This window comes from Bradyrhizobium sp. BR13661 (assembly GCF_029892425.1).
Lineage (GTDB): Bacteria > Pseudomonadota > Alphaproteobacteria > Rhizobiales > Xanthobacteraceae > Bradyrhizobium.
On record NZ_JARXWB010000004.1, the window covers coordinates 13,768 to 35,555 of the forward strand.

Here is a 21,788-nt window from a genome sequence, read left to right on the forward strand (position 1 = left end):
ATAACGCCCGCCTCGTGCGGGCGCTGTCGTTTCCGATGGCAGAAAACTCGATCTCGGCGATTCCACTGACCGCCGAAAAGCGCTACCTGTCCGCCCTATGACAGGACCCCTATCCAACACCGTGCACGTCATTGGTGCCGGCCTTGCCGGTTCCGAAGCCGCCTGGCAGGTGGCCAAATCAGGCGTACCCGTGGTGCTGCACGAGATGCGGCCCGACCGCATGACCGACGCGCACCGCACCGACGGACTGGCCGAGCTCGTCTGCTCCAATTCATTCCGCTCGGACGATGCCGCCAACAACGCCGTCGGCCTCTTGCACGCCGAGATGCGCCGGCTCGACTCGCTGATCATGCGCGCGGCCGATGCCAACCAGGTGCCCGCCGGCGGCGCGCTCGCGGTCGACCGTGACGGCTTCTCGGCCGCTGTCACCAAGGCGCTGAATGACCATCCCCTCATCGAAATCGCCCGCGGCGAGATCAAGGGCCTGCCGCCAGCCGACTGGGGCAACGTCATCGTTGCCACCGGTCCCCTCACCTCCGCACCACTGGCGGACGCCATCCGCGAGTTGACCGACGAGACCGCGCTCGCCTTCTTCGATGCGATCGCGCCGATCGTGCACCGCGAATCCATCGACATGTCGGTGGCCTGGTTCCAGTCGCGCTACGACAAGGTCGGTCCCGGTGGCAACGGCGCCGACTACATCAACTGCCCCATGACCAAGGAGCAGTATGACGGCTTCGTTGCCGCGCTGATTGCAGGCGAGAAGACCGAGTTCAGGGAATGGGAGACCAACACGCCCTATTTCGACGGCTGCCTGCCGATCGAGGTGATGGCGGAGCGTGGCCCCGAGACGCTGCGCCACGGCCCCATGAAGCCGGTCGGCCTCACCAATCCGCACGACCCCACGACGAAGTCTTATGCGATCGTGCAGCTGCGCCAAGACAACAAGCTCGGCACGCTCTACAACATCGTCGGCTTCCAGACGAAGCTGAAATATGGCGAGCAGCAGCGCATCTTCCGCACCATTCCGGGGCTGGAGAAGGCCGAATTCGCGCGCCTCGGCGGCCTGCACCGCAACACCTTCCTCAACTCGCCAAAACTGCTCGACGGCCAGCTGCGCCTGCGCGCGCAGCCACGCTTGCGTTTCGCCGGCCAGATGACGGGCTGCGAGGGCTATGTGGAATCCGCCAGCGTCGGCCTGATCGCCGGCCTCTACGCGGCAGCGGATGCGCGCGGCGAGACGCTTGCGAGCCCGCCAGCCACGACAGCGCTGGGATCCCTGCTCGGCCACATCACCGGCGGCCATATCGAGACCATCGAGCCGGGCACGCGCACGTTCCAGCCGATGAACATCAATTTCGGCCTGTTCCCGCCGCTTGCCAGCGCGCCGACGAAAAAGCCCGACGGCACGCGCCTGCGCGGCAACGAGAAGACGGTGGCCAAGAAGCAGGCCATGAGTGCATTGGCGCTTGCCGATCTGGATCGCTGGATCGCCGATCATTTGCGCATTGCTGCAGCCGCGTGAGTTGTCGATGAGTCTCCCGAAAGACGACGCAGTGGTGCTCCCGGCACGCTGGACCGAGGGCGTGCTGCTCAAGCGCGACGTGTTCTCCACCGTCGAGCGCGGCCGCTTCCGTAGCGACAGCGGCGAGGTCGACGCGGTGCTGCGCCGCCTTGATGAAGTTCCGAGCTGGTCGTTCCTGCTCGCGCGGCATCTGTTCGCACGCGAGAAGCACGCCCTCGCCCTTGCAAAGGGCCTCAATGTCGGCCCCGAGTTGCTGTGGGCCGGCCGTCGCGCGCTGGTGCGCGGCTTCGTCGATGGCGTCGCGCTGCATCTGGCAAAACCCCACGGCGATCTCGCTTATTTCCGCTCGGCCAAGGCGGCGCTGCGCCGGCTGCGCCGCGCCGGCATCTGCCACAACGATCTGGCCAAGGAACAGAACTGGCTGGTCGGCCGCGACGGACGTGCCTATGTGACCGACTTCCAGCTTGCGGTGTGCTTCAAGCGACGCAACCAGCTCTATCGCATCCTCGCCTATGAAGACCTCCGCCATCTGCTCAAGCACAAGCGCACCTACGCGCCCGAAGCGCTGACGCCGCGCGAGCGAAAAGTCCTGGCGAAGAAATCCTTCGCAGCGAGCCTTTGGCTCGCCACCGGCAAGAAGGTCTATCGCGCCATTACCCGCGGCCTGTTCAATTTCACCGATCGCGAGGGCGGCGGCCGCCGGCTCGTCAATGATGCGCCGGTGCTGGCCGAACTGATCCGCCAAAACCCCGCCGTGCGCGACACCGCGATCGTCGCCTTTGCCGACCGCCGTTCCGGCGTCGGGCTTTATGCCTTCGTCGAGGCCGATCAGGCCGCGCTGGAGGGCGAGCTTCGCAATGCGCTCACCGCCGCGAAGGGACCGAAGCCGCCGGAGCACATCCAGGTCGTCCACGCGCTGCCGCGCGACGCCAGCGGCAAGCCGCGCACCGAGATACTGCAACTGGTCGCCATGAACCAACTCGACCTGATCGAGCCGATGATGAAGAACGACCAGGACCGCGCGTTCCTGAAGGACATCCTGGAGCAGCGCAAGAACCTGCGCGATCGCTTCAACTTCGAGGCAGACCTGCCAGCCGGTTAAACAGCGCCACGCCTTGAAGCGTCCACAATGCCGGTGGAGAAGCCGGGGATTACACTGACTTGGGGACCGCTTGGGGACCAATGACGAACCGGGGAACCATGAGGCGCCGCGCGGCCGTGCTGGTCGCAGGTCTGGTGCTGCTCGCAGCCGCGCCTGTGATGGCGGCGGAATCCCCGGCCGATCAGATCTCCGGCTTCCGCCTGAAGCATGGTGAGGGCCGCGTCGTTCGCGATGCCACCCTCGATCGCATTGCCATGGACCAGGCCCGCGCGATGGCGGCCAAGGACGACCTCAGCCACGACGCGCTCGGCCCGTTCACCAAGCGCGTCGCGCCATCAGGCGCCGGCCGCGCCGCCGAGAACATTGCCTACGGCTACGACGTCTTCGAGAAGACGTTAGGACAGTGGATCGACTCCTCCGGGCACCGCAAGAACCTGCTGCTGCACAACGCCTCCCGCGTCGGGATCGCAAGCGCGAAGAACGCCAGCGGCAAGCGGACCTATTGGGCCATGGTGATCGCCGGCGATTACGAGCCGAAGCCCGGCAAGGGCAAGAAAGACAAGAAGGACAACGAGCCGGTGGTGGCCGTGAGGCGCGAGGCCGCGCCCGCCAGCAAGCCCAAACTCAGCGACTGCCACGTCAAGCTGCTCGGCCTCTGCATCTGAGGCGAATCGCTTGCTCGCCTTCTCCAGCGCGTCTAATCCATCCGGAGGATCGCACGAGGGAGAAGCGCACTTGATCGACATCGACCGCATACGCGCCGACACGCCCGCCGTCGCCCGGCTTGCCTATCTCCACAACGCAGGCGCGGCCCTGATGCCCACGCCCGTCGTCGCGGCCATGAAGCAGCATATCGATCTGGAGAGCGAGATCGGAGGTTATGCTGCCGCCGACCGCGAGTCCGATCGGCTTGACGCGGTCTACGGCTCGGTGGCGCGCTTGCTCAACGCGGCGCCGGACGAGATTGCGCTCATGGAGAACGCGACCGTCGCCTGGCAGATGGCGTTCTACGCACTGCCGTTTCGCGCCGGCGACCGAATCCTAACCGCCGAGGCGGAATACGCCGCCAACTACGTCGCGTTCCTTCAGGTCGCCAAGCGGACAGGCGCGGTCATTGACGTCGTACCCAGCGATGCCAGCGGTGAGCTCGACACCAGCGCGCTCGAGCGCATGATCGACGATCGGGTCAAGCTGATCGCGATCACCTGGGTTCCAACCAATGGCGGGCTCACCAATCCCGCCGCAGCTGTCGGCAAGATCGCGCGCGCCCACGGCATTCCCTATCTGCTCGACGCCTGCCAGGCGATCGGCCAGATGGAGGTCGACGTTGAGACGATCGGCTGCGACATGCTCTCCGCCACGGGCCGCAAATTCCTGCGGGGCCCGCGCGGTACCGGCTTTCTCTATGTCCGCCGTGAGTTGCTGAAGACGCTTGAGCCACCGATGATCGATCACTTCGCGGCCCCCTGGGTCTCGCGGGATCAGTATCAGCTCCGCGACGACGCGCGCCGGTTCGAGACCTGGGAGAACAATTACGCGGCCCGGCTCGGCCTGGGCGCAGCTGTCGACTATGCGCTCGACATCGGCCTCGGCCCGATCGAACAGCGCTGCCGTCTGCTGGCGGATCGCCTTCGCAACGGTCTTGCTTCGGTGCGCGACATCAAAATTCGTGACCTCGGCCGCACGCCGAGCGCCATCGTCAGCTTCACCATGGATGGTCTCGAAGCGGACATGATCGTCACCAGCGCCGCTGCGGCCGGCATCACCATCGGCGCGTCGCATCCGTCGAGCACCCTCATCGACGCGGAAGTCCGCTCCCTGCCCGTGGTCGTGCGCGCCTCCCCGCACTACTACAATACGGAAACCGAGATCGATCGGCTGATCGACCATCTCGCGGGTCTGGCACCGCGATAGCGATGCATCACGTACAGCGCGCGCTGAGACCGGATGCACCGAGCTTGGCCATGACCTCGTCGAGATGCGCGCTGTCGCGGGTCTCGATGACGAGCTGGAGCAGCGTCGCTTTCGCCGGCAGGTCCGAGAAGGTCCGCTGATGCGAGACCTCGATGATGTTGGCGCCAGCCTCAGCCAGCAACGATGCGACGGCAGCGAGCTGCCCGGGCCTGTCAGGAATATCGAGCGAGAGCTGGGTCAGCCGCCCCTCGCGGGCAAGCTCGCGCGTCAGCACCGAGGCGATCAGCCTGGTGTCGATGTTGCCGCCGCTCAGGACCAGACAGACTTTCTCGCCGGCAAAGCGCGTCGGATCGGACATGATCGCGGCAAGGCCGGCAGCCCCGGCGCCCTCGACGACCGTCTTCTCGATCGAGATCAGGGTCGCAACCGCGCGCTCGAGCTCGGCTTCGTTGACGAGCGCGATGTCGTCGACGAGACCGCGGACGATCTCGGTCGTGATCTTGCCCGGCGATTTCACCGCAATGCCCTCGGCGAGCGTATCGCCGCGGGCCGGCAGATTGCCGCCATGGATGGCGTTGTACATCGAGGGATAGAGCCAGGCCTCGACGCCGAGGATCCGCAGCGACGGCTTGATCGACTTGGCCGCAATGGCAATGCCGCTGATCAGGCCGCCGCCGCCGATCGGGACGACCAGCGTGTCGAGCTCCGGCACTGCCTTGAGGATCTCCAGCCCGACCGTGCCTTGCCCCGCGATGACGAGCGGATCGTCGTAGGGATGAACGAAGATCATGCCGCGGGCTTCGCCATGACTGCGGGCAAGCGCAGCCGCTTCCTCCAGCGTCGCGCCTGTCACGACCACCTCGGCGCCATGATGCCGGGTGTTCTCAACCTTCACCATCGGCGTGCCCACGGGCATGACGATCGTGGCGGGAATGCCGAGCCGCTTGGCGTGATAGGCGACGCCCTGCGCGTGATTGCCCGCGGACATGGCGATGACGCCGCGTGCACGCTCTGCCGGCGTCAGTGCCGTGAGCCTGTTCAGCGCGCCACGTTCCTTGAACGAGGACGTGAACTGGAGGTTTTCGAATTTGAGCCAGAGGTCGCAGCCGCAGATGTTGCTCAGCGTACGGCTGTAACTGCAGGGCGTCTCGACGACGGCGCCCCGGATGGTCTCGGCAGCAGCGCTGATATCGCTGGGTGCGACCGGAAAGCCGCTCAGATCGGGGGATGCGGTTTGGGACATCTCGGCCATGGGACAGCATAGAGCATTTGGCGGGCTGCCGCGATAAGCCAACTTCCTATTTGGTAAATTCCCGGGATCGTGATGCCCGCCACAGCGTCCATAGCGTACGCAGCCGCGAGCCCGGCTGGGCTACGAAGGGATTGCGCCCCGGCCGGGACAGACGATCGAGATCGGCCCGCGCCTGGCTCAGCGGCAGGAATGCAGCCCGAGCCGACCGCGGCACCTGCGCCAGCAGCGACGAGGCCGTCGTCAGATGCTGCCGCGCTTCGCCGATCAGCTGGTCCAGCACGGCATGGAGATTGGGCGTCGCCTTGCCCGCGAACACGTCCTCCATGGCGCAGCCATGGCTGGTGAGGTATTGCTGCGGCAGAAACAATTGCCGATGCGACGCGTCGCGCGGCAGGTTCGCCATCACCTGCGCGATGCCCTGCGCCAGCCCGGCGTGCCGCGAGAGATGCTCGGCCGTGTCCGAAGCTTCGCCCATGATCCGCGCCGCGAGCGCGAACAGGGCCGAAGAGGTCGCGTCGAGATAGCCTTCGAGCGCCGTCATCGTCGGCATGGGATCGTTGTAGAGATCGAACTGATGCTCGTCGACGAGCAGCGACAACGGCTCGACCGGCAGGTCGAAATCGCGGATCGCACGCAAGAGTTCTGCCGCCACCGGGTTGCCCTCGGCGCTGCCGTGGACAAGGCCGGAGAACAGATCGGTCCACCATTGGAAACGGATCTCGCCGGGCAAGGGCTGGCTCACCTGGTCGCGAACGCGGACGATCTCGACATTGAACGCATAGAGCGCCAGCAGCGCGCGGCGCTCGGCAGCCGGTGCGAACAGGGTCGCCGCATAGCGCGGAAAGTCGTGGCTGCGCACGAGGTCGGCGCAAAAGGTCACCGTGTCGGGCGGCGCCACAGTGCTGCTCATGGCACCGCAATCAGCGCGGCGGCGACGCGGCGCCGTTCGCCGATCATGATGTTGTAGGTGCGCACGGCCGGGCCGGTCTGCATCGTGTCCAGCACCACCCTCACCGCCTTCAAAGCCTGGCGCAGCTCCGGTGGCGGCAGCCAGAGGCCGGTACCGGTGCCGACCAGAAGGGTGTCGATACCGTTGGCAGCGGCGAAGACCCGATCGAGCGAATAGCGGTCGATCCTGGCGGGGTCAGTCACGTCCCAGGCCCAGATCGCATCGGGCAGGCAGAGCAGCGAGCCCCGGTGCGACATGCCGGCAAAGGCAAAGCCGCCCTTGCCATAGGCCTCGATCGGCGCCGAGCGCGGGAAATGGGGAGCGTTGGGATCGCCGGCCATGAGCTTCGTCCGAATGAGGCTACACCCCCCGCAAACTCATGCGAGGGCAAGCGGTTCGGATCATGCCTTGTTTTTCTTCGCCGGCGGAGCCTCTTCTTTGGCATCTTCGCGATGCTCGCCGACGCCAAGATAGATCAGGATCGGCGCTGCGATGAAGATCGAGGTGTAGGTGCCGACCAGCACCACGCCGAACATCATGACCGCCGTGAAGCTGTGGATCGCGTGGCCGCCGAACAGCAGCAGCGCCAGCAACGCAAGCGTCACCGTGAAGTGCGTGATGATCGAGCGCGACAGCGTCGAGTTGATGGACTCGTTCAGCAACTGCGGCATCGGCATCTTCTTGTAGCGCCGCAGCATTTCACGGATGCGGTCATAGATGACGACGGTGTCGTTGAGCGAATAGCCCAGAATGGTCAGAAGCGCCGCGATGCTGGTCAGGTCGAAATCGACCTGGCTGATCGACATGAAGCCGATGGTCAGCACGATATCGTGCACGTTGGCGATCATGGCGCCGAGCGCGAACTGCCATTCGAACCGGAACCAGAGATAGATCAGGATCGCGCCGATCGCGAGCATCAGGCCGGCCATGCCCCAACCGAGCAGCTCGCCGGAGACACGCGGGCCCACCACCTCGACGCGGCGATACTCGACGGACTCGCCGAGGGCGCCGCGAACCTTGTCCACAGCCTCCTGCTGCGCCTTGTCGCCGCCCGGCTGCTCGGCAACGCGAAGCAGCACATCAGCGGGGCCGCCGAATTGCTGCAGCTGGACTTCGCCAAGGCCGAGGCTGCCAAGGGTCGTGCGCATCTGCGCAAGATCGGCGGAGCCCGACTTGGCCCGCACCTCCATCAAGGTACCGCCCTTGAAGTCGATGCCGAAATTCAGGCCATGGCTGAAGAATAGTGTGATGGCGAGGATCGACAGCGCCGCCGAGATCGGAAAGCTGATGCGGCGAAAGCGCGTGAAATCGAAATGCGTATCGTCTGGCACGATGCGCAGCGACGGCAGGACGCCGAGCACGCTGACCACGGTCAGAACCGCAATCAGGACGCCGAGAGAGATGAGAACGAGTTGAGTAGTGGTCACAGTCGGCCTCGGATTCTCAAATCGGCACGGTCTTCGGCCGCTTCCACTGCACCCACCACGCCACGATCAGGCGGGTCATGGTGAAGGCGGTAAACACCGTGGTGATGATGCCGATGCCGAGCGTGACAGCGAAACCGCGCACCGGTCCGGTGCCGATCATGAACAGCACGGCAGCAGCAATGAAGGTCGTGATGTTGGAATCGAGAATGGTCGCAAGCGCCCGCTTGAAGCCTGCGTCGATCGCCGAGATCGGGGTTCTCCCTCCGCGCAGCTCCTCGCGGATGCGCTCATAGATCAGCACGTTGCTATCGACCGCGATGCCGACGGTGAGCACGATGCCGGCGATGCCGGGCAACGTCAGCGTGGCGCTGAGCAGCGACAACAGGCCGAAGATCATCGCGACGTTGATACAGACGGCGATATTGGCGAACACGCCGAACAGCCGATAGGTCAGAAGCATGAAGACGACGACCAGAATTGAGCCGACATAGGCCGCAAGCTCGCCCTTCTCGATCGAGTCCTGGCCAAGGCCCGGACCAACAGTGCGCTCCTCGACCACCGTGAGCGGCGCCGGCAGCGCGCCAGCGCGCATCAGGATGGCAAGATCGTTGGCGGACTGGACCGTGAAGCTGCCCGAGATCTGGCCCTGCCCGCCTGTGATGGGCTCGTTGATCCGGGGCGCAGAGATCACCTTGTTATCGAGCACGATCGCGAAGGGCAGTCCGACGTTCTCTTGCGTAGCCTGCGCGAACTTGCGCGCACCCGACGTATTGAACTTGAAGCTGACGACCGGCTCACTCGTCCGCTGGTCGAAAGTCGCCTGAGCGTCGATCAAATCGCCGCCGGCAACCAAGACTTGCTTCTTGACCACATAAGGAGTCGGTGGCGGCGACGCGCTCGTCAGCAGCTCGGATTCCGGCGGTAACTTGCCCTGCTGCGCCTGGTCCGGCGACACAGTCGTGTCGACCATCCGGAATTCCATCTTGGCGGTCTTGCCGAGAATATCCTTCAGATGTGTCGGATCCTGCAAACCCGGCACCTGCACCAGGATGCGGTCGTTACCCTGACGTTGAATGATAGGCTCGACGGTGCCGAGCTCGTTGACGCGCTTTTCGACGATCTGGATCGACTGTTCGATGGTCTTGCGCAAACGCTCGTTGATCGCGGCTTCCGGAACACTGAGTCGGATCAATCCGCCACCGGCATCGGCCACATCAAGGTCGCGCTGACCGCTAGACCCCATGAGGCCGCCAATCGGCTGAGGAAGATCACGCAACTTGGCGAGCGCCGTCTGGGCGTCCACGTCCTTGACGCGCACCTCGACCGCATCGCCCTTCGTGACAAGACCCGTGTAACCGATCTTGGCCTCGCGCAGCACGCGACGAACATCGTCGCGGACCTGGTCGAGCTTTTCCTTCTTCACATAGTTGGAATCGACCTCGAGCTGCAGAGAGGAGCCGCCCTGCAAGTCGAGACCCAACACCAGCCGCCGCTGCGCCCAGGCGGGCCAGGTCTTGACCTGCGCCTCGGGGAAGAAGTTCGGGACCGCGCAGAGGCACACGATCAGCGCCGTCAGGATAATCCCGAGCGCCTTCCACCGCGTGAAATACAACATCGACTGGACCTGTCAGATCAGGAGATTTGAGATGCTCGCGGGAAAGCGCTCACTTCGCCGCGGCGTCGTCCTTGGCGCTTTCCTTCGCGCTGTCCTTGGCCGGCTCGCCCTTGGCGCGCACGCCCGAGATCATCGATCGCATCTGGCGCACGCGCACGCCGTCGGAAATCTCGAACTCGATCTGGTCGTCATCGACCACCTTGGTGACCTTGCCGACCAGACCGCCCGAGGTCACGACGGTGTCGCCGCGGCGGATGTTCTTCACGAGCTCGGCGTGGTCTTTCACCTTCTTCTGCTGCGGGCGCAGAATCAGGAAGTACATGATCACGAAGATCAGGGCGAACGGCAGCAGCGACATCAACATGCTGTTGGTGTCACCGGCGCCCGCGGCCTGGGCATACGCAGGGGTAATCAGCATTCGGACGATCCTCGTGGAAACGGGAGAAGCCGGTCAGGCCTTGATGGCGACCGGTTCGGTCAAATTCGCGCGGACTATAGCGACCACCGCCCCAATTGCAACGCTGCCAGACCGCCCTTTTAGCCACCTTGCGGCGCGCCGTCAGGCCCGATAAGGCTGCATTCTCAGGAACTTCGGACATGCCCAAAAACCTTCGCAAAAGCCCGGCCGGCAAAGGCCCCCGTACCCCTGCTTTCAAGCCCGCCCAGGTCGCGACAAAACGCCCCAAAGCGGTCCAAAAGGCGGCCCCGAAGGTCGCATCCAACGCCGCCTCGGACCTCTCCCAGGAGCGCATCGTCCGCGCGCTGGAGACCATTGCGGCCCACCTGGCAGCCCAGGGCAAGCCGGCCGTCGAGCGCGAGTCGTTCGACCGGGCGGACGCCTATGTCTGGCACCCCGACGGCCGTCTGGCGGCCGTGCCGCGGGTCAGCCGCGTCGAGCTGTTCCTGCTCAAAGGCGTCGACCGGATGCGCGACATCCTGATGGAGAACACCGAGCGCTTCGCCAACGGCCTGCCCGCCAACAACGCTCTGCTCTGGGGCGCGCGCGGCATGGGCAAGTCGTCGCTGGTGAAGGCGGCGCACGCGAGCATCAACGCCGACCGCAAGCCGGCCGACAAGCTGAAGCTGATCGAGATTCACCGCGAGGACATCGAAACGCTGCCGATGCTGATGGAGAAGCTTCGCGACGCCAGCTTCCACTTCATCGTGTTCATCGACGACCTCTCATTCGACGGCAATGACGCGTCCTACAAATCGCTCAAGGCCGTGCTCGAAGGCGGCATCGAGGGCCGGCCCGAGAACGTGATCCTTTACGCAACCTCCAACCGGCGCCATCTGCTGGCGCGCGACATGATCGAGAACGAACGCTCGACCGCGATCAATCCGGGCGAAGCGGTCGAGGAAAAAGTGTCGCTGTCGGATCGCTTCGGCCTCTGGCTCGGCTTCCACCGCTGCAGCCAGGACGAATATCTCGCCATGGTGCGGGGCTATTGCAGCCATTTCGGCATCAAGGTCGACGATGAGGCGCTCGAGCGCGAAGCCCTGGAATGGTCGACCACACGCGGCTCGCGCTCGGGCCGTGTCGCCTGGCAGTTCGTGCAGGAGCTGGCGGGACGCCTCGGCGTGAAGCTCGCGACCCATTAGGACTGTCTCGAAAAACATGATCGCCCGCTCTCGCGGGCGATCATGGCGTTCGTGGTGATGTGGGTGCGAGGCGCCGGAGCCTCACGCCCCGTTCAGGAATTGAAGCGGGTCAACCGGGCTCGATCCCTTACGGATCTCGAAGTGGAGCTGCGGCGACGCCACCTCCCCGGATTGACCCGACTTGGCAATGACCTGACCGCGCTTGATGGTATCGCCGCGCTTCACCAACAGCTCACTCGCATGGGCATATGCGGTGACGTAGCCGTTGGAGTGCCGAACCAGGACCAGATTGCCGTAACCCTTCAGCTCGTTGCCGGAATAGGCAACGACGCCGTCTTCAGCCGCCTTGACCGGCGTTCCCTCGGGCACCGCGACGTTGATGCCGTCATTGGACTTGCCGTTGGTCTTGGCACCGTAGCTCGTGATCACCTTGCCGCGCACCGGCCAGCGGAAGGTCGGCAGCGAGCTGGTGGTCTCGGCCGCTTTCGCCGGCGCCTCGGCGGCAGGCTTCTCGTCGATATTGGTGGTGGCCTGGGCCAGACGGGCGCTCTGTGCCGGCTGGGCAATCGCGGCCATCTTCGTAGCAGGAGCCGGAGCAGCCGCGACGGGCTGCAGTGCGGCCGCCACGGGAGCCGCGCCGACGGGAGCCGGAGCCAGCGGCGCAGCGACCGCCGCGGTCTTGGCGCCCGGCACCGTCAGCTTGGTCCCGAGCTTGAGCTTGGCCGACGGTTCGAGGCCGTTAGCATGGGCAAGCTCAGCCGCAGAGATATGGTTCTTGCGCGCGATGCTTACGAGCGTGTCGCCATGATTGACGAAGTGGAAGCTCGGCGGCGCAGCAGCGGCGACGACCGGCTTCGGCGCCATCGCGGGAGCGACGGCAACCGGGGCCGTCACCGGTGCGGGCGCAGCAGCTACAGCGCCGGGATGCGGGATGATCAACTGCTGGCCGGGCGAGAGCGCACGCGGTCCCTTGTAGCCGTTGGCGGCGAGGATCGCCTGCGGCGTGACGTGATAGCGCTTGGCGAGCACGTCGAGCGTGTCGCTGGTGCCGACGATGATCTTGGTCCCGCCGACAGGCTGGGCGGCCGCGACCGAACGCGGCGGCACAGTGCCGGTGGTTTCGAGACGCGGCTGAGGCGGCGGCGTGTAGGAGCCGAGCCCGCGTCCGCCTCCGGAGACGCCTCCACCGGCTGCAACTGGATAAGACTGCGGCGCGGCAACGGCCGGCGGCGGCAGTGCCTGGGACTGATAGGAGCCGGGCTGGGTCTGCGGCCGCGCATATTGCGGCAGTTCGCGCTGCGGCGGGGCCTGCTGGACCGAACCGGTCTGCTCAGAGGAGAAGGGATTTGAGAAATTCGACTGGGACAGCCGCGACGACATGTCGGCGCTGCACCCTGCGAAACCGAAGGAAATCAGCGCCAGCACCGCGACCTGCGGTACGCGGCGCGAGTAAAGCAACTCGGCGACAACAGACATGGTTACTCACTCGTACGCAACAGAACTGGTCTTTTAAGTAAACACGCGCCGAGTAAATAACGGCTTAACCCTCCCAATAAGACGTTGGCAGAACAGCCGATCCGGAGTTCTACAGCTCCCGCGCCACGCCCGGCAGCGCCGGCACGAAACGCACCTCCACGAGTTCCCGACGCTCGATCCCGGTCTCGCTGCGGCTGAGCCGCGTCAGCGTCTGCACGCCCTGATGCGGTCCGACAGGCGCGATCAGGATGCCGCCGACCTCGAGCCGCGCGATCAGGTTCTCCGGAATCTGCTCCACCGCGGCGGTCACGATGATGCGGTCGAACGGCCCGATATTGGGTGGCAGATTGAGGCCGTCGCCGAGCATCACCTCGACGTTGTGACAGTCCAGCATTTCGAGCCTGACGCGGGCGGCATCGGCAAGCTTGCGGTAGCGCTCGACGGTCAGCACCTCGCGCGCCAGCTTCGACAACACGGCAGCCTGATAGCCGGAGCCCGCGCCGATCTCGAGCACGCGGTGCTGCTTCTGAAGCTGCAGCTGCTCGGTCATGTAGGCGACGACGAAGGGCTGGCTGATGGTCTGCCCGCAGGCGATCGGCAGCGCGCTGTCACGGTAGGCGCCGTCGCGATCGGAGGCCTCGACGAACTTCTCGCGTGGCACCTCCTCCATGGTCCGCAGCACGGCCTGGTCGCTGATGCCGCGACGCCTCAGCGTGAGCTGAAACATCATCTTTTCGGGCGGTTCTTGATTGGGGGTCATCGCGGCCTATGTCGTCTCGCCAGGGCCCGGATCAATGGCTTCGACGCCGGGATCCGGGCTAGAATCTTGTTCCTGCTCAGGAACCCATATAGCCCTGCGGCTCGGCATTTGACCACAAATCGGCTTACAGGGGCCGAGCCACCACGGTCATTCTCGATATGTCAGTTGGCCGAAACGCGCATTGCTTCGATTCGTGTTATCTGCGAACGTTTTCGGCAATGGGCAAGGACGCAACGACAATGACCGCGACAGGGCTTTCCGGCCGCTCTGTATTCCTCGTCGAGGACGAGGTGATGATCCGAATGATGGTCGCGGATATGCTGGAGGAACTCGGCTACAAGGTCGCGGCTGAAGCGGGAGACATTACCGAGGCGATGCGGCTGGCCCAGGCCACCGAGTTCGACATCGCCATCCTCGACGTCAACGTCAATGGCAAGGTCATCTCGCCGGTCGCCGACGTCATCAAGGCGAAGGGCTGCCCCTTCATCTTCGCCACCGGCTACGGCTCCTCGGGTCTGCCCGAGCAATATCGCGACCGGCCCGCACTGCAAAAGCCGTTTCAGCTCGACGCGCTCGGCAAGACCATCGAAGCCGCGCTTCGCGGCGGCTAGCCGCTCCTTCCAAATCGCCGCTACTTCAACGTCGCGCTCAGCTCTTCCGAAAACGCTTCATTGGTACGGTCGAGCCGCAGCGGTGTGACCGAGACGTAGCGCTCGCGCAGCGCCGCAAGGTCGGTGCCTTCCGCAGGCGTGTCCATCATCGCCGTGCGTTCGAAACCGATCCAGAAATAGGGATTGTTGCGCCCGTCCCTGCGCTCGTCGATCCGCAGGAATCCAAGATTGCGCTTGCCCTGCCGCGTCACGCGAATGCCGAGCACTTCTTCAGGCGTGCAGGACGGGAAGTTGACGTTGATGACAGTGTCCTTGGGAATGCCTGCCCTGATCACCTTACGCAGAATGTCCGGACCGTACTTGCGCGCAGTGTCCCAGGGCGGCCGATCTCGCGTCTCGACGCTGAATTCCTGCGACAGCGCGAATGACGGGATGCCCAGAATGGTGCCTTCGAGCGCGCCGGCGATGGTGCCGGAATAGACCACGTCCTCGGCCACGTTGCGGCCCTTGTTGACGCCCGAGAGCACGACATCGGGCAGCTTGGCGCCGAGGATGTGGCGCGCCCCCATGATGACGCAGTCGGTCGGTGTGCCCCGCACCGCAAAGTGCCGCGGCCCGACTTCGCGCAGGCGCAGGGGATCGTTCAGCGACAGCGAATGCGACACGCCGGACTGATCGAGCTCGGGCGCCACCACCCAGACGTCGTCGGACAGTGCGCGTGCGATCTCCTCCACGACCTTGAGGCCGGGAGCGTGGATACCGTCGTCATTGGTGCAGAGAATGCGCATGCCGGTGGTCGATTCCTGAAGCTGGGGTCAGGCCGTCTTATCCGCCTACGGCCGATCAGGCAAACCGGCGGAACGCGGGGATTCGGCAGGCCTAGTCTGTGATCTAGATCATTGCGGCACCGCAGCGCGGCATCCTATTTTTCTCGGGCATTTTCAGCCGAATGGGCATGAAATGACCCGCTTTTCCGTCGCTGTTCTGTTCGGGCTGTGTCTTGGCCTCTGCGGGTCCGGGGCGGGGTGGGCCCAGGATTTGGAACCTGCTGACCACTGCTTTCCCTGGCAAGGGTTCCGCGAGGGCGTCTGCGTCTCCAAGTCGGCCCCGCTCGCGCCGGCGCAAGTTCCGGCGCAGCCGATGCCAAATCCACCTCCCGCACCGGCCGAGACCAGCGCAGCACCACCGCCGCTTATCTGCCCTCTCAACTTCCATGCCGAGGGCGGCGTCTGCATCATCGACGCAGCGCCGCCTCCGGCACCACCGCGCGCGCTCGTCACCATCGCTTGCAACGACCGTCCAGCGAGCGATGGACGATGTCTTTGCCCGGCCGGCTTCCAGCTGATGCCGACCGGCGCAGATCAGGTTGGCACCTGCGTCCGACCCCATGCGGACAATTGCCTCGGCGGCCAGATGACGGTCGCTGGCCAATGCCTCTGCATCGGCCAGGTGACGATGTCAGGACAGGTCTACGATCTCGAATTCGCACACGGCAAGTGCGTGCCAAAACGCTGTCCGCGCGATGGCCCCTGCGTCACTGCGGCTGCGAATTCGGATGCCGGTGCCGCGCCAAAACTGCCGGCCGAGGAGCGACCGCCAGCACGTCATCGCTCACATCAGGTTGATCCGAGCACCTATTTCCGGATCACGCCGACCTATTTTGGCCGGATGCATTATTGAAGCGGGCAACGCGTTTTAGCGGCGGACGCGCCATTGCGGCAGAAAGCGCGCGAGCTTGCCTTCGGCTCGCAATCGCATCGCCGGCACGACAGGGCTCACCGCAGGCGTCGCATCGATCGCGCCGAGCGCCTTCAGTTGCGCAATCAAGGGCTCCGCCGCTGGCAGCTTCGGAAAGCGATCGCGCGCGACTGTCACCGCCTTGTCAAAATCCTCGACATTGACGCCGGCCTTCGCTCTGCGGTCCTGAAGGAGAGCGTCGTCCCACAGCCGCGCGGTGTCGATGTCCAGCACGCCCCGCAAGCGCTGATCGACGGCCTGGATGCCGGCACCTGTCACTGCCCATTGTCGGCCGATCCAGAAGATATCTCGGTGCAGGGCCATGGACGGTGGGTTCGCGTTCGCTCGTCACCGTCAGGATAGCCGGCCGCCCGATCTTCGCAACCAAACGTTTCCACGTTTCAGACCGGCAACGCGCTTGATTTTTGTATGTTACTCGCGCGCCACCACTTTCAACCCGCCCATATAGGGCTGGAGCACGCTGGGGACCGCAATCGACCCGTCCTCCTGCTGGTAGGTCTCCATCACAGCGATCAGCGCGCGGCCGACGGCGGTACCGGAGCCATTCAGCGTGTGCACGAAGCGCGGCTTGCCGTCCGGACCGCGCGAGCGCGCATCCATACGCCGCGCCTGGAAATCACCGCACACCGAGCAGCTCGAGATCTCGCGGAACATCCCGCCCTCGCCCTGCCCGGGCATCCACACTTCGATGTCATAGGTTTTTTGCGACGAGAAACCCATATCCCCTGCGCAAAGCGTCATGACGCGGTAATGCAGGTCGAGCTTCTGCAGCACCTGCTCGGCACAGGACAGCATCCGTTCCAGCTCGTCGCGGCTCGCATCGGGGGTCGTGATCGAGACCAGCTCGACCTTGGTGAACTGGTGTTGGCGGATCATGCCGCGGGTGTCGCGTCCGGCTGCGCCCGCCTCGGCGCGGAAGCACGGCGTCAGCGCGGTGAGCCGCATCGGCAGTTGCTTCTCATCGAGAATGGACTCGCGCGCGAGGTTGGTGAGCGACACCTCCGCCGTCGGGATCAGGCCGAGGCGCTCGGTCTTCAACCGCTCATGATCGGGCTCTGCCAGCAGCTCGCCCTTGATCGCCCAGAACTGGTCGTCCTCGAATTTCGGCAGCTGGCCTGTGCCGAACATCACCTCGTTGCGAACCAACAGCGGCGGATTGATCTCGGTGTAACCGTGCTCATTGGTGTGCAGGTCGAGCATGAACTGGCCGATCGCGCGTTCCAGACGCGCGAGCCCCTTCTTCAGCACGACGAAGCGCGCACCGGAGAGTTTTGCCGCGGCCTCGAAATCCATGTAGCCGAGCGCGGTGCCGAGATCGTCGTGCAGCTTCGGCGCGAAGCCGTAATTGCGCCTGGCGCCGAACACGTGGTGCTGGACGTTGCCGTGCTCGTCGACGCCATCGGGGACTTCGTCGAACGGAATGTTCGGAATTGCGGACAGCTCTTTGGTGAGCTCCTCGTCGGCAGTCTTCGCGGCCGCTTCGAGCTCCGGCATCGTGGTCTTGAGCTCGGCGACCTCGGCCATCAGCTTCGCCGCACGCGCCTCGTCCTTGGCCTTTTTGGCGTCGCCGATTTCCTTGGACGCAGCATTGCGGCGCGCCTGCGCCTGCTCGGACGCCAGGATCGACGCCCGCCGTCTCTCGTCGATCGCGAGTAGCGATGCCGACATTGGCTTCAGGCCCCGGCGGGCGAGGCCTGCGTCGAAGGCTTGCGGATTGTCGCGGATCGATTTGATGTCGTGCATGGCTGTTTTCCCGTCATGGCCGGATTCATCCCGGCCATCCACGTATCTGCCGCCTTAGATCAAGTCGTGGATACCCGGGTCAAGCCCGGGCATGACGAATCATGGGCTGTACAGCACCATGATAGAGCGAAAGTGCCCTACTCCGCCGGATTGGCCGGCGTCGACACGTCGGTGCCGGTGGTCGTCTGCGAGGCGGCCGCCTTCTTCTCCACCATCGACACCGCGATGATCGAGCCCTCGTAGAGCGCCAACAGGGGAATCGCGAGCGAGCACTGGCTCAGGATGTCAGGCGGCGTCAGGACTGCCGCGATGATAAAAGCCAGAACGATGAAGTAGCGGCGCTTCTCGCGCAGCATCTTTGAGGTGATGATGCCGATCCGCCCGAGCAGCGTCAGGATCACCGGCAGCTGGAAGGCGATGCCGAAAGCGAAGATCAGCGACATCATCAGCGACAAATATTCGCCGACCTTGGGCAGGAGTTGGATCTGTGCGGTCTCGTCACTTCCGGCCTGCTGCATGCCGAGCGAGAAGCGCACCAGCATCGGCAGCACGACGAAATAGACCAGCGCCGCGCCCAGCACGAAGAAGAACGGGGTTGCGACCAGGTACGGCAGGAAAGCCTGCTTCTCGTGCTTGTAAAGACCGGGCGCGACGAACTTGTAGATCTGCGTCGCAACGATCGGGAACGAGATGAAGCCGGCACCAAACAGTGCCAGCTTGAGCTGCGTGATGAAATATTCCAGCAGCGCGGTGTAGATGAACTTGGAGTTCTCCGCGCCTGCGACCCACACGAACGGCCAGACCAGCACGTTGTAGATTTGCTTGGCGAAGAAGAAGCAGAAGATAAAGGCCACGCCAAAGCCGAGCAGCGCCTTGATCAGCCGCGCGCGCAGCTCGATCAAATGGTCCATCAGCGGAGCTTTGCTCGCCTCGATATCGGCGTCGCTCATGACGCTTTGGCGTCCTTGATCGCTTCGGGTGGCGCCGCATCTTGCGCAACGGTGTCCTGCGCGACCGGCGTCTGCTCGACTTCACGCGTGATGGCGAGCGGCTCGTTCGCAGCGGAGTGCGCCTCGGCTTCCACGAAGGTTTCAGCCGTCGGGGCTTCCGGTGTCGTCGGCGTTGCTGGCGGCTCAACAGCAGCCGTCGTGGACGTCTCGGCCGGCTTGTCGAGCGCATCGACGCGGAGCGCGTCGCTAACGTCCTTCTGCAGCGAAGTCATCAGCCCGCCGCCGGTGAAGCCGGAGGCGGCTTCCTTGACCTCGTCAAAGCTCTTCTTGAGGTCGGCCATCTCGGCCTCGCGCATGGCCTCCTGGAATTGGCCCTGGAATTCGGCGGCCATCTTGCGGGCCTTGCCCATCCACTGGCCGACCATGCGCAGCACGCCCGGCAGCTCTTTCGGGCCAATGGCGATCAGGGCCACGACCCCGATCAGAACCAGCTCACTCCAGCCGATGTCGAACATGACGTCTTCCGTTCACGCGAAATCACGCTCGGCCCAATCCCTCACGCGCAGGATCGGGTCGGTTTCCCGCGTCTCGCGTGCTCCTGGCTCAGACGGCCTTGCTGCCGACGTCGGATCGCGCCGCGGTCGGCGCGGCATTGTGCTCGATGGACTTCGAGGGCTCCTGCTTCTCGGCGGGCTTGTCGTCGTCCTGCATGCCCTTCTTGAAGGCCTTGATACCCTGCGCCACGTCGCCCATCAGATCCGAAATCTTGCCGCGGCCGAACAGCAGCAGGACCACCGCGATCACCAGGATCCAGTGCCAAATGCTAAGTGAACCCATCCTGCAACCCTCCAAAACGCGCATGGCCGGGACCCGGCCGATCTTGACCGGAACGTAGGCTTCGCAAGGCCCAAAAACAAGGACCAAGGCCGCGCCAATTCGCTGTTGGCGCTACGTAATCTTGCTAGTGTTAACCGGTCGCAGGGTCCGGTAAGAGGCCGAAATATCAGCCTTCTTCGCCGCCCTCATTGCCGCCTTCCGGCGGCGTCTCCGGTTCGGTCTCAGGCTCGACCGCGGGCGCCAGCGCCAGATCGAGCTCCTCGCCCGGTTCCAGCGGATCCTCGTCCTCACGCAGCGCTGGATCATCGGACGGCGTCGGCACGCTGAATCCGGTCGGTAGGCGCGAATCCAGGAGGCCTGTACCCTTCAGTTCCTCCAGGCCCGGCAGGTCGCCGAGCTGTTCCAGGGTAAATTGCGACAGGAAGTCCTCGGTGGTTCCAAACGTCAGCGGACGGCCGGGCGTCTTGCGGCGGCCGCGCGGCTTGATCCAGCCGGTCTCCAAGAGCACGTCGAGCGTTCCCTTCGAGGTGACGACGCCGCGGATCTCCTCGATCTCGGCGCGCGTCACCGGCTGGTGATAGGCGATGATCGCCAGCACCTCGATGGCCGCACGCGACAAGCGCTTGGTCTCGGTGCTCTCGCGCGTCATCAGCCAGGCAAGATCGCCGGCGGTGCGGAACGTCCATTTGTTGGCGACCCGCACGAGGTTCACGCCGCGCAAGGCATAGTCGGCCTGGAGCTGCTCGAGCGCAGCCTTGACATCGACGCCCTCGGGCATGCGCTTGGCCAGCGTCGCCGTGTCGAGCGGCTCGCTCGAGGCAAACAGCAGCGCTTCCAGCAGCCGCAATTCTTCGGGACGTGCCTGGGATTCGTTTTCCATCGGCTCGGCCTCTTCTACCCGCACTTCAGCCAGGCTTGCCATGGCAGCTTCTCCTTCTTGCACTTAACCGACCGGCGCATCGGGCGCAGGAGCTGCGTCCACGACCGGTTTCGGACGCCCTTTGCGGAAATAGATGGGCGCAAACGCTTCTTTCTGGTTCAGCTCGAGCTGACCTTCACGCACGAGCTCGAGCGCGGCGGCAAAGCTCGAGGCAAACACGGTCGCACGCTGCGTCGGATCGGCAACGTGACGGATCAGGAAGTCGTCGAGAACGCCCCAATCGTCCTGCTCGCTGATGCTGCCGACGAGCCGCTCCAGCGTGGCGCGCGCCTCCGCGAGCGACCACACCGTGCGCTTGGCCAGATGCACGCTCGCCAGCACGCGCGACTGGCGCTGCGAAGCATAGGCGGTGAGCAAATCGTAGAGTGTCGCGGTGTATTTCGGATGCTTGATCTCGGCGATCTGCTCGGGCTCGCCACGCGGGAAAATGTCGCGCAGCAATTGCTGCCGGTTCATCAGCCGGTTGGCGGCTTCGCGAATGGCTTCGAGGCGACGCAGACGGTTGGCGAGCGCAGTTGCCATCTGCTCAGCGCTTGGACCTTCCGCGCTCGGCGGCTCAGGCAGCAGCAGGCGCGATTTCAGGAAGGCGAGCCAGGCCGCCATCACGAGGTAGTCGGCGGCGAGCTCGAGCCGGATCTTTCGCGCAGCCTCAATGAAGTGGAGATACTGGTCGGCAAGCGCCAGGATCGAGATCTTGGCGAGGTCGACCTTCTGCTGCCGCGCCAATGCGAGCAGCAGGTCGAGCGGGCCTTCATAGCCCTCGACGTCCACCACCAACGCCGGTTCACCCTCGGCAAGCTCTGCGGGCCGGCCGGTTTCAAACGATAGGATTTCTGCGGTCATGCGGATGCCGTGTTTGCCCGTGCGATCGACGGGCCCAATGTCGCGATGTCGTTGCGGTGAAGCATCGTGTCGCCGCCGCCTGCGAACATGGCGCGAAGTCGCTCGGCAATGCGTCCCGAAAGCGCGCTCCTCGTCGACACGTCATCACTCATTAACAAATCCTGGAACCGGACTGCGCTACGAATCACCTGAGTGACCATTTTCGCAGAAGTCGGCCCCGGATGGGCGGGCTCGGCGGCGCCATCCACGGGAATGCTGAAACCGGCGCGATTCGGCGCAATCAGGTCCGACGCTGCCAATTCTCTTGCCGAAACCGTAGCTTGGGTCGAAATCTCGAAGCTCGACCTGAACGGATTGAGGTCCCATGAGCGCTCTGCACGGCCAAACGCCCGCTCAGCGGCGGTCAGTTCCGTTCCGGATACGCCGGTAATGAAGGCCCGCGTGCTCATAGGGCCGATTAACCCTGCCCCTCGAGGGGGTCAAG

General features: G+C 64.7%; 24 protein-coding genes. 7 read left to right on the top strand and 17 right to left on the bottom strand.

The window, feature by feature from the left end:
• Positions 1-97: 97 nt before the first annotated feature.
• The 4 genes from trmFO to M2427_RS07755 all read left to right on the top strand — a co-directional run bounded on the left by trmFO (position 98) and on the right by M2427_RS07755 (position 4,541).
• Entirely contained in the window at positions 98-1,525 is a 1,428-nt protein-coding gene (trmFO, locus tag M2427_RS07740) for a methylenetetrahydrofolate--tRNA-(uracil(54)-C(5))-methyltransferase (FADH(2)-oxidizing) TrmFO (RefSeq protein ID WP_280705644.1), read from the top strand.
• A 7-nt stretch (positions 1,526-1,532) separates the two neighbouring features.
• Positions 1,533-2,627, top strand: coding sequence for a serine/threonine protein kinase (locus M2427_RS07745; RefSeq protein WP_280705645.1), 1,095 nt, complete (start codon positions 1,533-1,535; stop codon positions 2,625-2,627).
• 98 nt (positions 2,628-2,725) lie between these two features.
• Positions 2,726-3,292 (top strand): CAP domain-containing protein, encoded by a 567-nt coding sequence (locus M2427_RS07750; protein WP_280705646.1) that lies wholly within the window; start codon positions 2,726-2,728, stop codon positions 3,290-3,292.
• A 70-nt stretch (positions 3,293-3,362) separates the two neighbouring features.
• Entirely contained in the window at positions 3,363-4,541 is a 1,179-nt protein-coding gene (locus M2427_RS07755) for an aminotransferase class V-fold PLP-dependent enzyme (RefSeq protein ID WP_280705648.1), read from the top strand.
• Positions 4,542-4,548: 7 nt separating this feature from the next.
• On the opposite strand, the gene M2427_RS07760 is transcribed toward M2427_RS07755, so the two are convergent.
• Genes M2427_RS07760 through yajC form a run of 6 tightly spaced genes read right to left on the bottom strand, consistent with a single transcriptional unit; the run spans position 4,549 to position 10,202 of the window.
• Positions 4,549-5,793, bottom strand: coding sequence for a threonine ammonia-lyase (locus M2427_RS07760; protein WP_280705649.1), 1,245 nt, complete (start codon positions 5,791-5,793; stop codon positions 4,549-4,551).
• A gap of 46 nt (positions 5,794-5,839) precedes the next feature.
• A complete protein-coding gene (locus M2427_RS07765) occupies positions 5,840-6,703 on the bottom strand; it encodes a phytoene/squalene synthase family protein (RefSeq protein WP_280705650.1) in 864 nt (287 codons plus the stop codon).
• Entirely contained in the window at positions 6,700-7,083 is a 384-nt protein-coding gene (locus M2427_RS07770; RefSeq protein WP_280705651.1) for an MTH938/NDUFAF3 family protein, read from the bottom strand. Before M2427_RS07770 ends, M2427_RS07765 begins: the two co-directional genes overlap by 4 nt.
• Positions 7,084-7,143: 60 nt before the next feature.
• Entirely contained in the window at positions 7,144-8,169 is a 1,026-nt protein-coding gene (gene secF, locus M2427_RS07775; RefSeq protein WP_280705652.1) for a protein translocase subunit SecF, read from the bottom strand.
• Between the two features lie 16 nt (positions 8,170-8,185).
• A complete protein-coding gene (gene secD, locus M2427_RS07780; protein WP_280705653.1) occupies positions 8,186-9,784 on the bottom strand; it encodes a protein translocase subunit SecD in 1,599 nt (532 codons plus the stop codon).
• A gap of 49 nt (positions 9,785-9,833) precedes the next feature.
• Complete coding sequence (gene yajC / locus M2427_RS07785) at positions 9,834-10,202, bottom strand: preprotein translocase subunit YajC (protein ID WP_092229337.1); 369 nt, start codon at positions 10,200-10,202, stop codon at positions 9,834-9,836.
• Between the two features lie 179 nt (positions 10,203-10,381).
• Between yajC and M2427_RS07790 the strand changes: the two genes are divergently transcribed.
• Positions 10,382-11,386: an ATP-binding protein gene (locus tag M2427_RS07790; RefSeq protein WP_280705658.1), complete on the top strand. Its 1,005-nt coding sequence runs from the start codon at positions 10,382-10,384 to the stop codon at positions 11,384-11,386.
• Between the two features lie 81 nt (positions 11,387-11,467).
• Here the strand turns inward: M2427_RS07790 and M2427_RS07795 are convergent, their stop codons facing one another.
• The gene (locus M2427_RS07795; protein ID WP_280705659.1) at positions 11,468-12,862 is read right to left on the bottom strand and encodes a LysM peptidoglycan-binding domain-containing M23 family metallopeptidase; all 1,395 of its coding nucleotides are present in this window, start codon (positions 12,860-12,862) and stop codon (positions 11,468-11,470) included.
• Positions 12,863-12,971: 109 nt separating this feature from the next.
• A complete protein-coding gene (locus tag M2427_RS07800) occupies positions 12,972-13,622 on the bottom strand; it encodes a protein-L-isoaspartate(D-aspartate) O-methyltransferase (RefSeq protein ID WP_280705660.1) in 651 nt (216 codons plus the stop codon).
• 239 nt (positions 13,623-13,861) lie between these two features.
• Here M2427_RS07800 and M2427_RS07805 point away from each other — a divergent pair, with 239 nt between their 5' ends.
• On the top strand, positions 13,862-14,233 hold the full coding sequence (locus tag M2427_RS07805; protein ID WP_008547195.1) for a response regulator: 372 nt from the start codon (positions 13,862-13,864) through the stop codon (positions 14,231-14,233).
• A 20-nt stretch (positions 14,234-14,253) separates the two neighbouring features.
• Here the strand turns inward: M2427_RS07805 and surE are convergent, their stop codons facing one another.
• Positions 14,254-15,021, bottom strand: coding sequence for a 5'/3'-nucleotidase SurE (surE, locus tag M2427_RS07810; protein WP_280705661.1), 768 nt, complete (start codon positions 15,019-15,021; stop codon positions 14,254-14,256).
• A 352-nt stretch (positions 15,022-15,373) separates the two neighbouring features.
• On the opposite strand from surE, the gene M2427_RS07815 reads away from it, so the two are divergent.
• A complete protein-coding gene (locus M2427_RS07815; RefSeq protein WP_280705662.1) occupies positions 15,374-15,913 on the top strand; it encodes a hypothetical protein in 540 nt (179 codons plus the stop codon).
• 15 nt (positions 15,914-15,928) lie between these two features.
• Here M2427_RS07815 and M2427_RS07820 read toward each other — a convergent pair whose 3' ends face one another.
• The 8 genes from M2427_RS07820 to M2427_RS07855 all read right to left on the bottom strand — a co-directional run bounded on the left by M2427_RS07820 (position 15,929) and on the right by M2427_RS07855 (position 21,753).
• Positions 15,929-16,294: a hypothetical protein gene (locus M2427_RS07820; protein ID WP_280705663.1), complete on the bottom strand. Its 366-nt coding sequence runs from the start codon at positions 16,292-16,294 to the stop codon at positions 15,929-15,931.
• Between the two features lie 108 nt (positions 16,295-16,402).
• Positions 16,403-17,734, bottom strand: coding sequence for a serine--tRNA ligase (serS, locus tag M2427_RS07825; RefSeq protein WP_280705664.1), 1,332 nt, complete (start codon positions 17,732-17,734; stop codon positions 16,403-16,405).
• Between the two features lie 137 nt (positions 17,735-17,871).
• Positions 17,872-18,684 (bottom strand): twin-arginine translocase subunit TatC, encoded by an 813-nt coding sequence (gene tatC, locus M2427_RS07830; protein WP_280705665.1) that lies wholly within the window; start codon positions 18,682-18,684, stop codon positions 17,872-17,874.
• Positions 18,681-19,199 carry a Sec-independent protein translocase protein TatB gene (gene tatB, locus M2427_RS07835; RefSeq protein ID WP_280705666.1) on the bottom strand — a complete coding sequence of 173 codons (519 nt, stop codon included), beginning with the start codon at positions 19,197-19,199 and terminating at the stop codon, positions 18,681-18,683. The genes tatC and tatB overlap by 4 nt, the downstream gene beginning before the upstream one ends.
• 88 nt (positions 19,200-19,287) lie before the next feature.
• A complete protein-coding gene (locus M2427_RS07840) occupies positions 19,288-19,521 on the bottom strand; it encodes a twin-arginine translocase TatA/TatE family subunit (protein ID WP_027529733.1) in 234 nt (77 codons plus the stop codon).
• Between the two features lie 166 nt (positions 19,522-19,687).
• Positions 19,688-20,443: an SMC-Scp complex subunit ScpB gene (scpB, locus tag M2427_RS07845; protein ID WP_280705667.1), complete on the bottom strand. Its 756-nt coding sequence runs from the start codon at positions 20,441-20,443 to the stop codon at positions 19,688-19,690.
• Between the two features lie 21 nt (positions 20,444-20,464).
• Positions 20,465-21,304: a ScpA family protein gene (locus M2427_RS07850; protein WP_280705668.1), complete on the bottom strand. Its 840-nt coding sequence runs from the start codon at positions 21,302-21,304 to the stop codon at positions 20,465-20,467.
• The gene (locus M2427_RS07855) at positions 21,301-21,753 is read right to left on the bottom strand and encodes a hypothetical protein (protein ID WP_280705669.1); all 453 of its coding nucleotides are present in this window, start codon (positions 21,751-21,753) and stop codon (positions 21,301-21,303) included. Before M2427_RS07855 ends, M2427_RS07850 begins: the two co-directional genes overlap by 4 nt.
• Between the last annotated feature and the right edge of the window lie 35 nt (positions 21,754-21,788).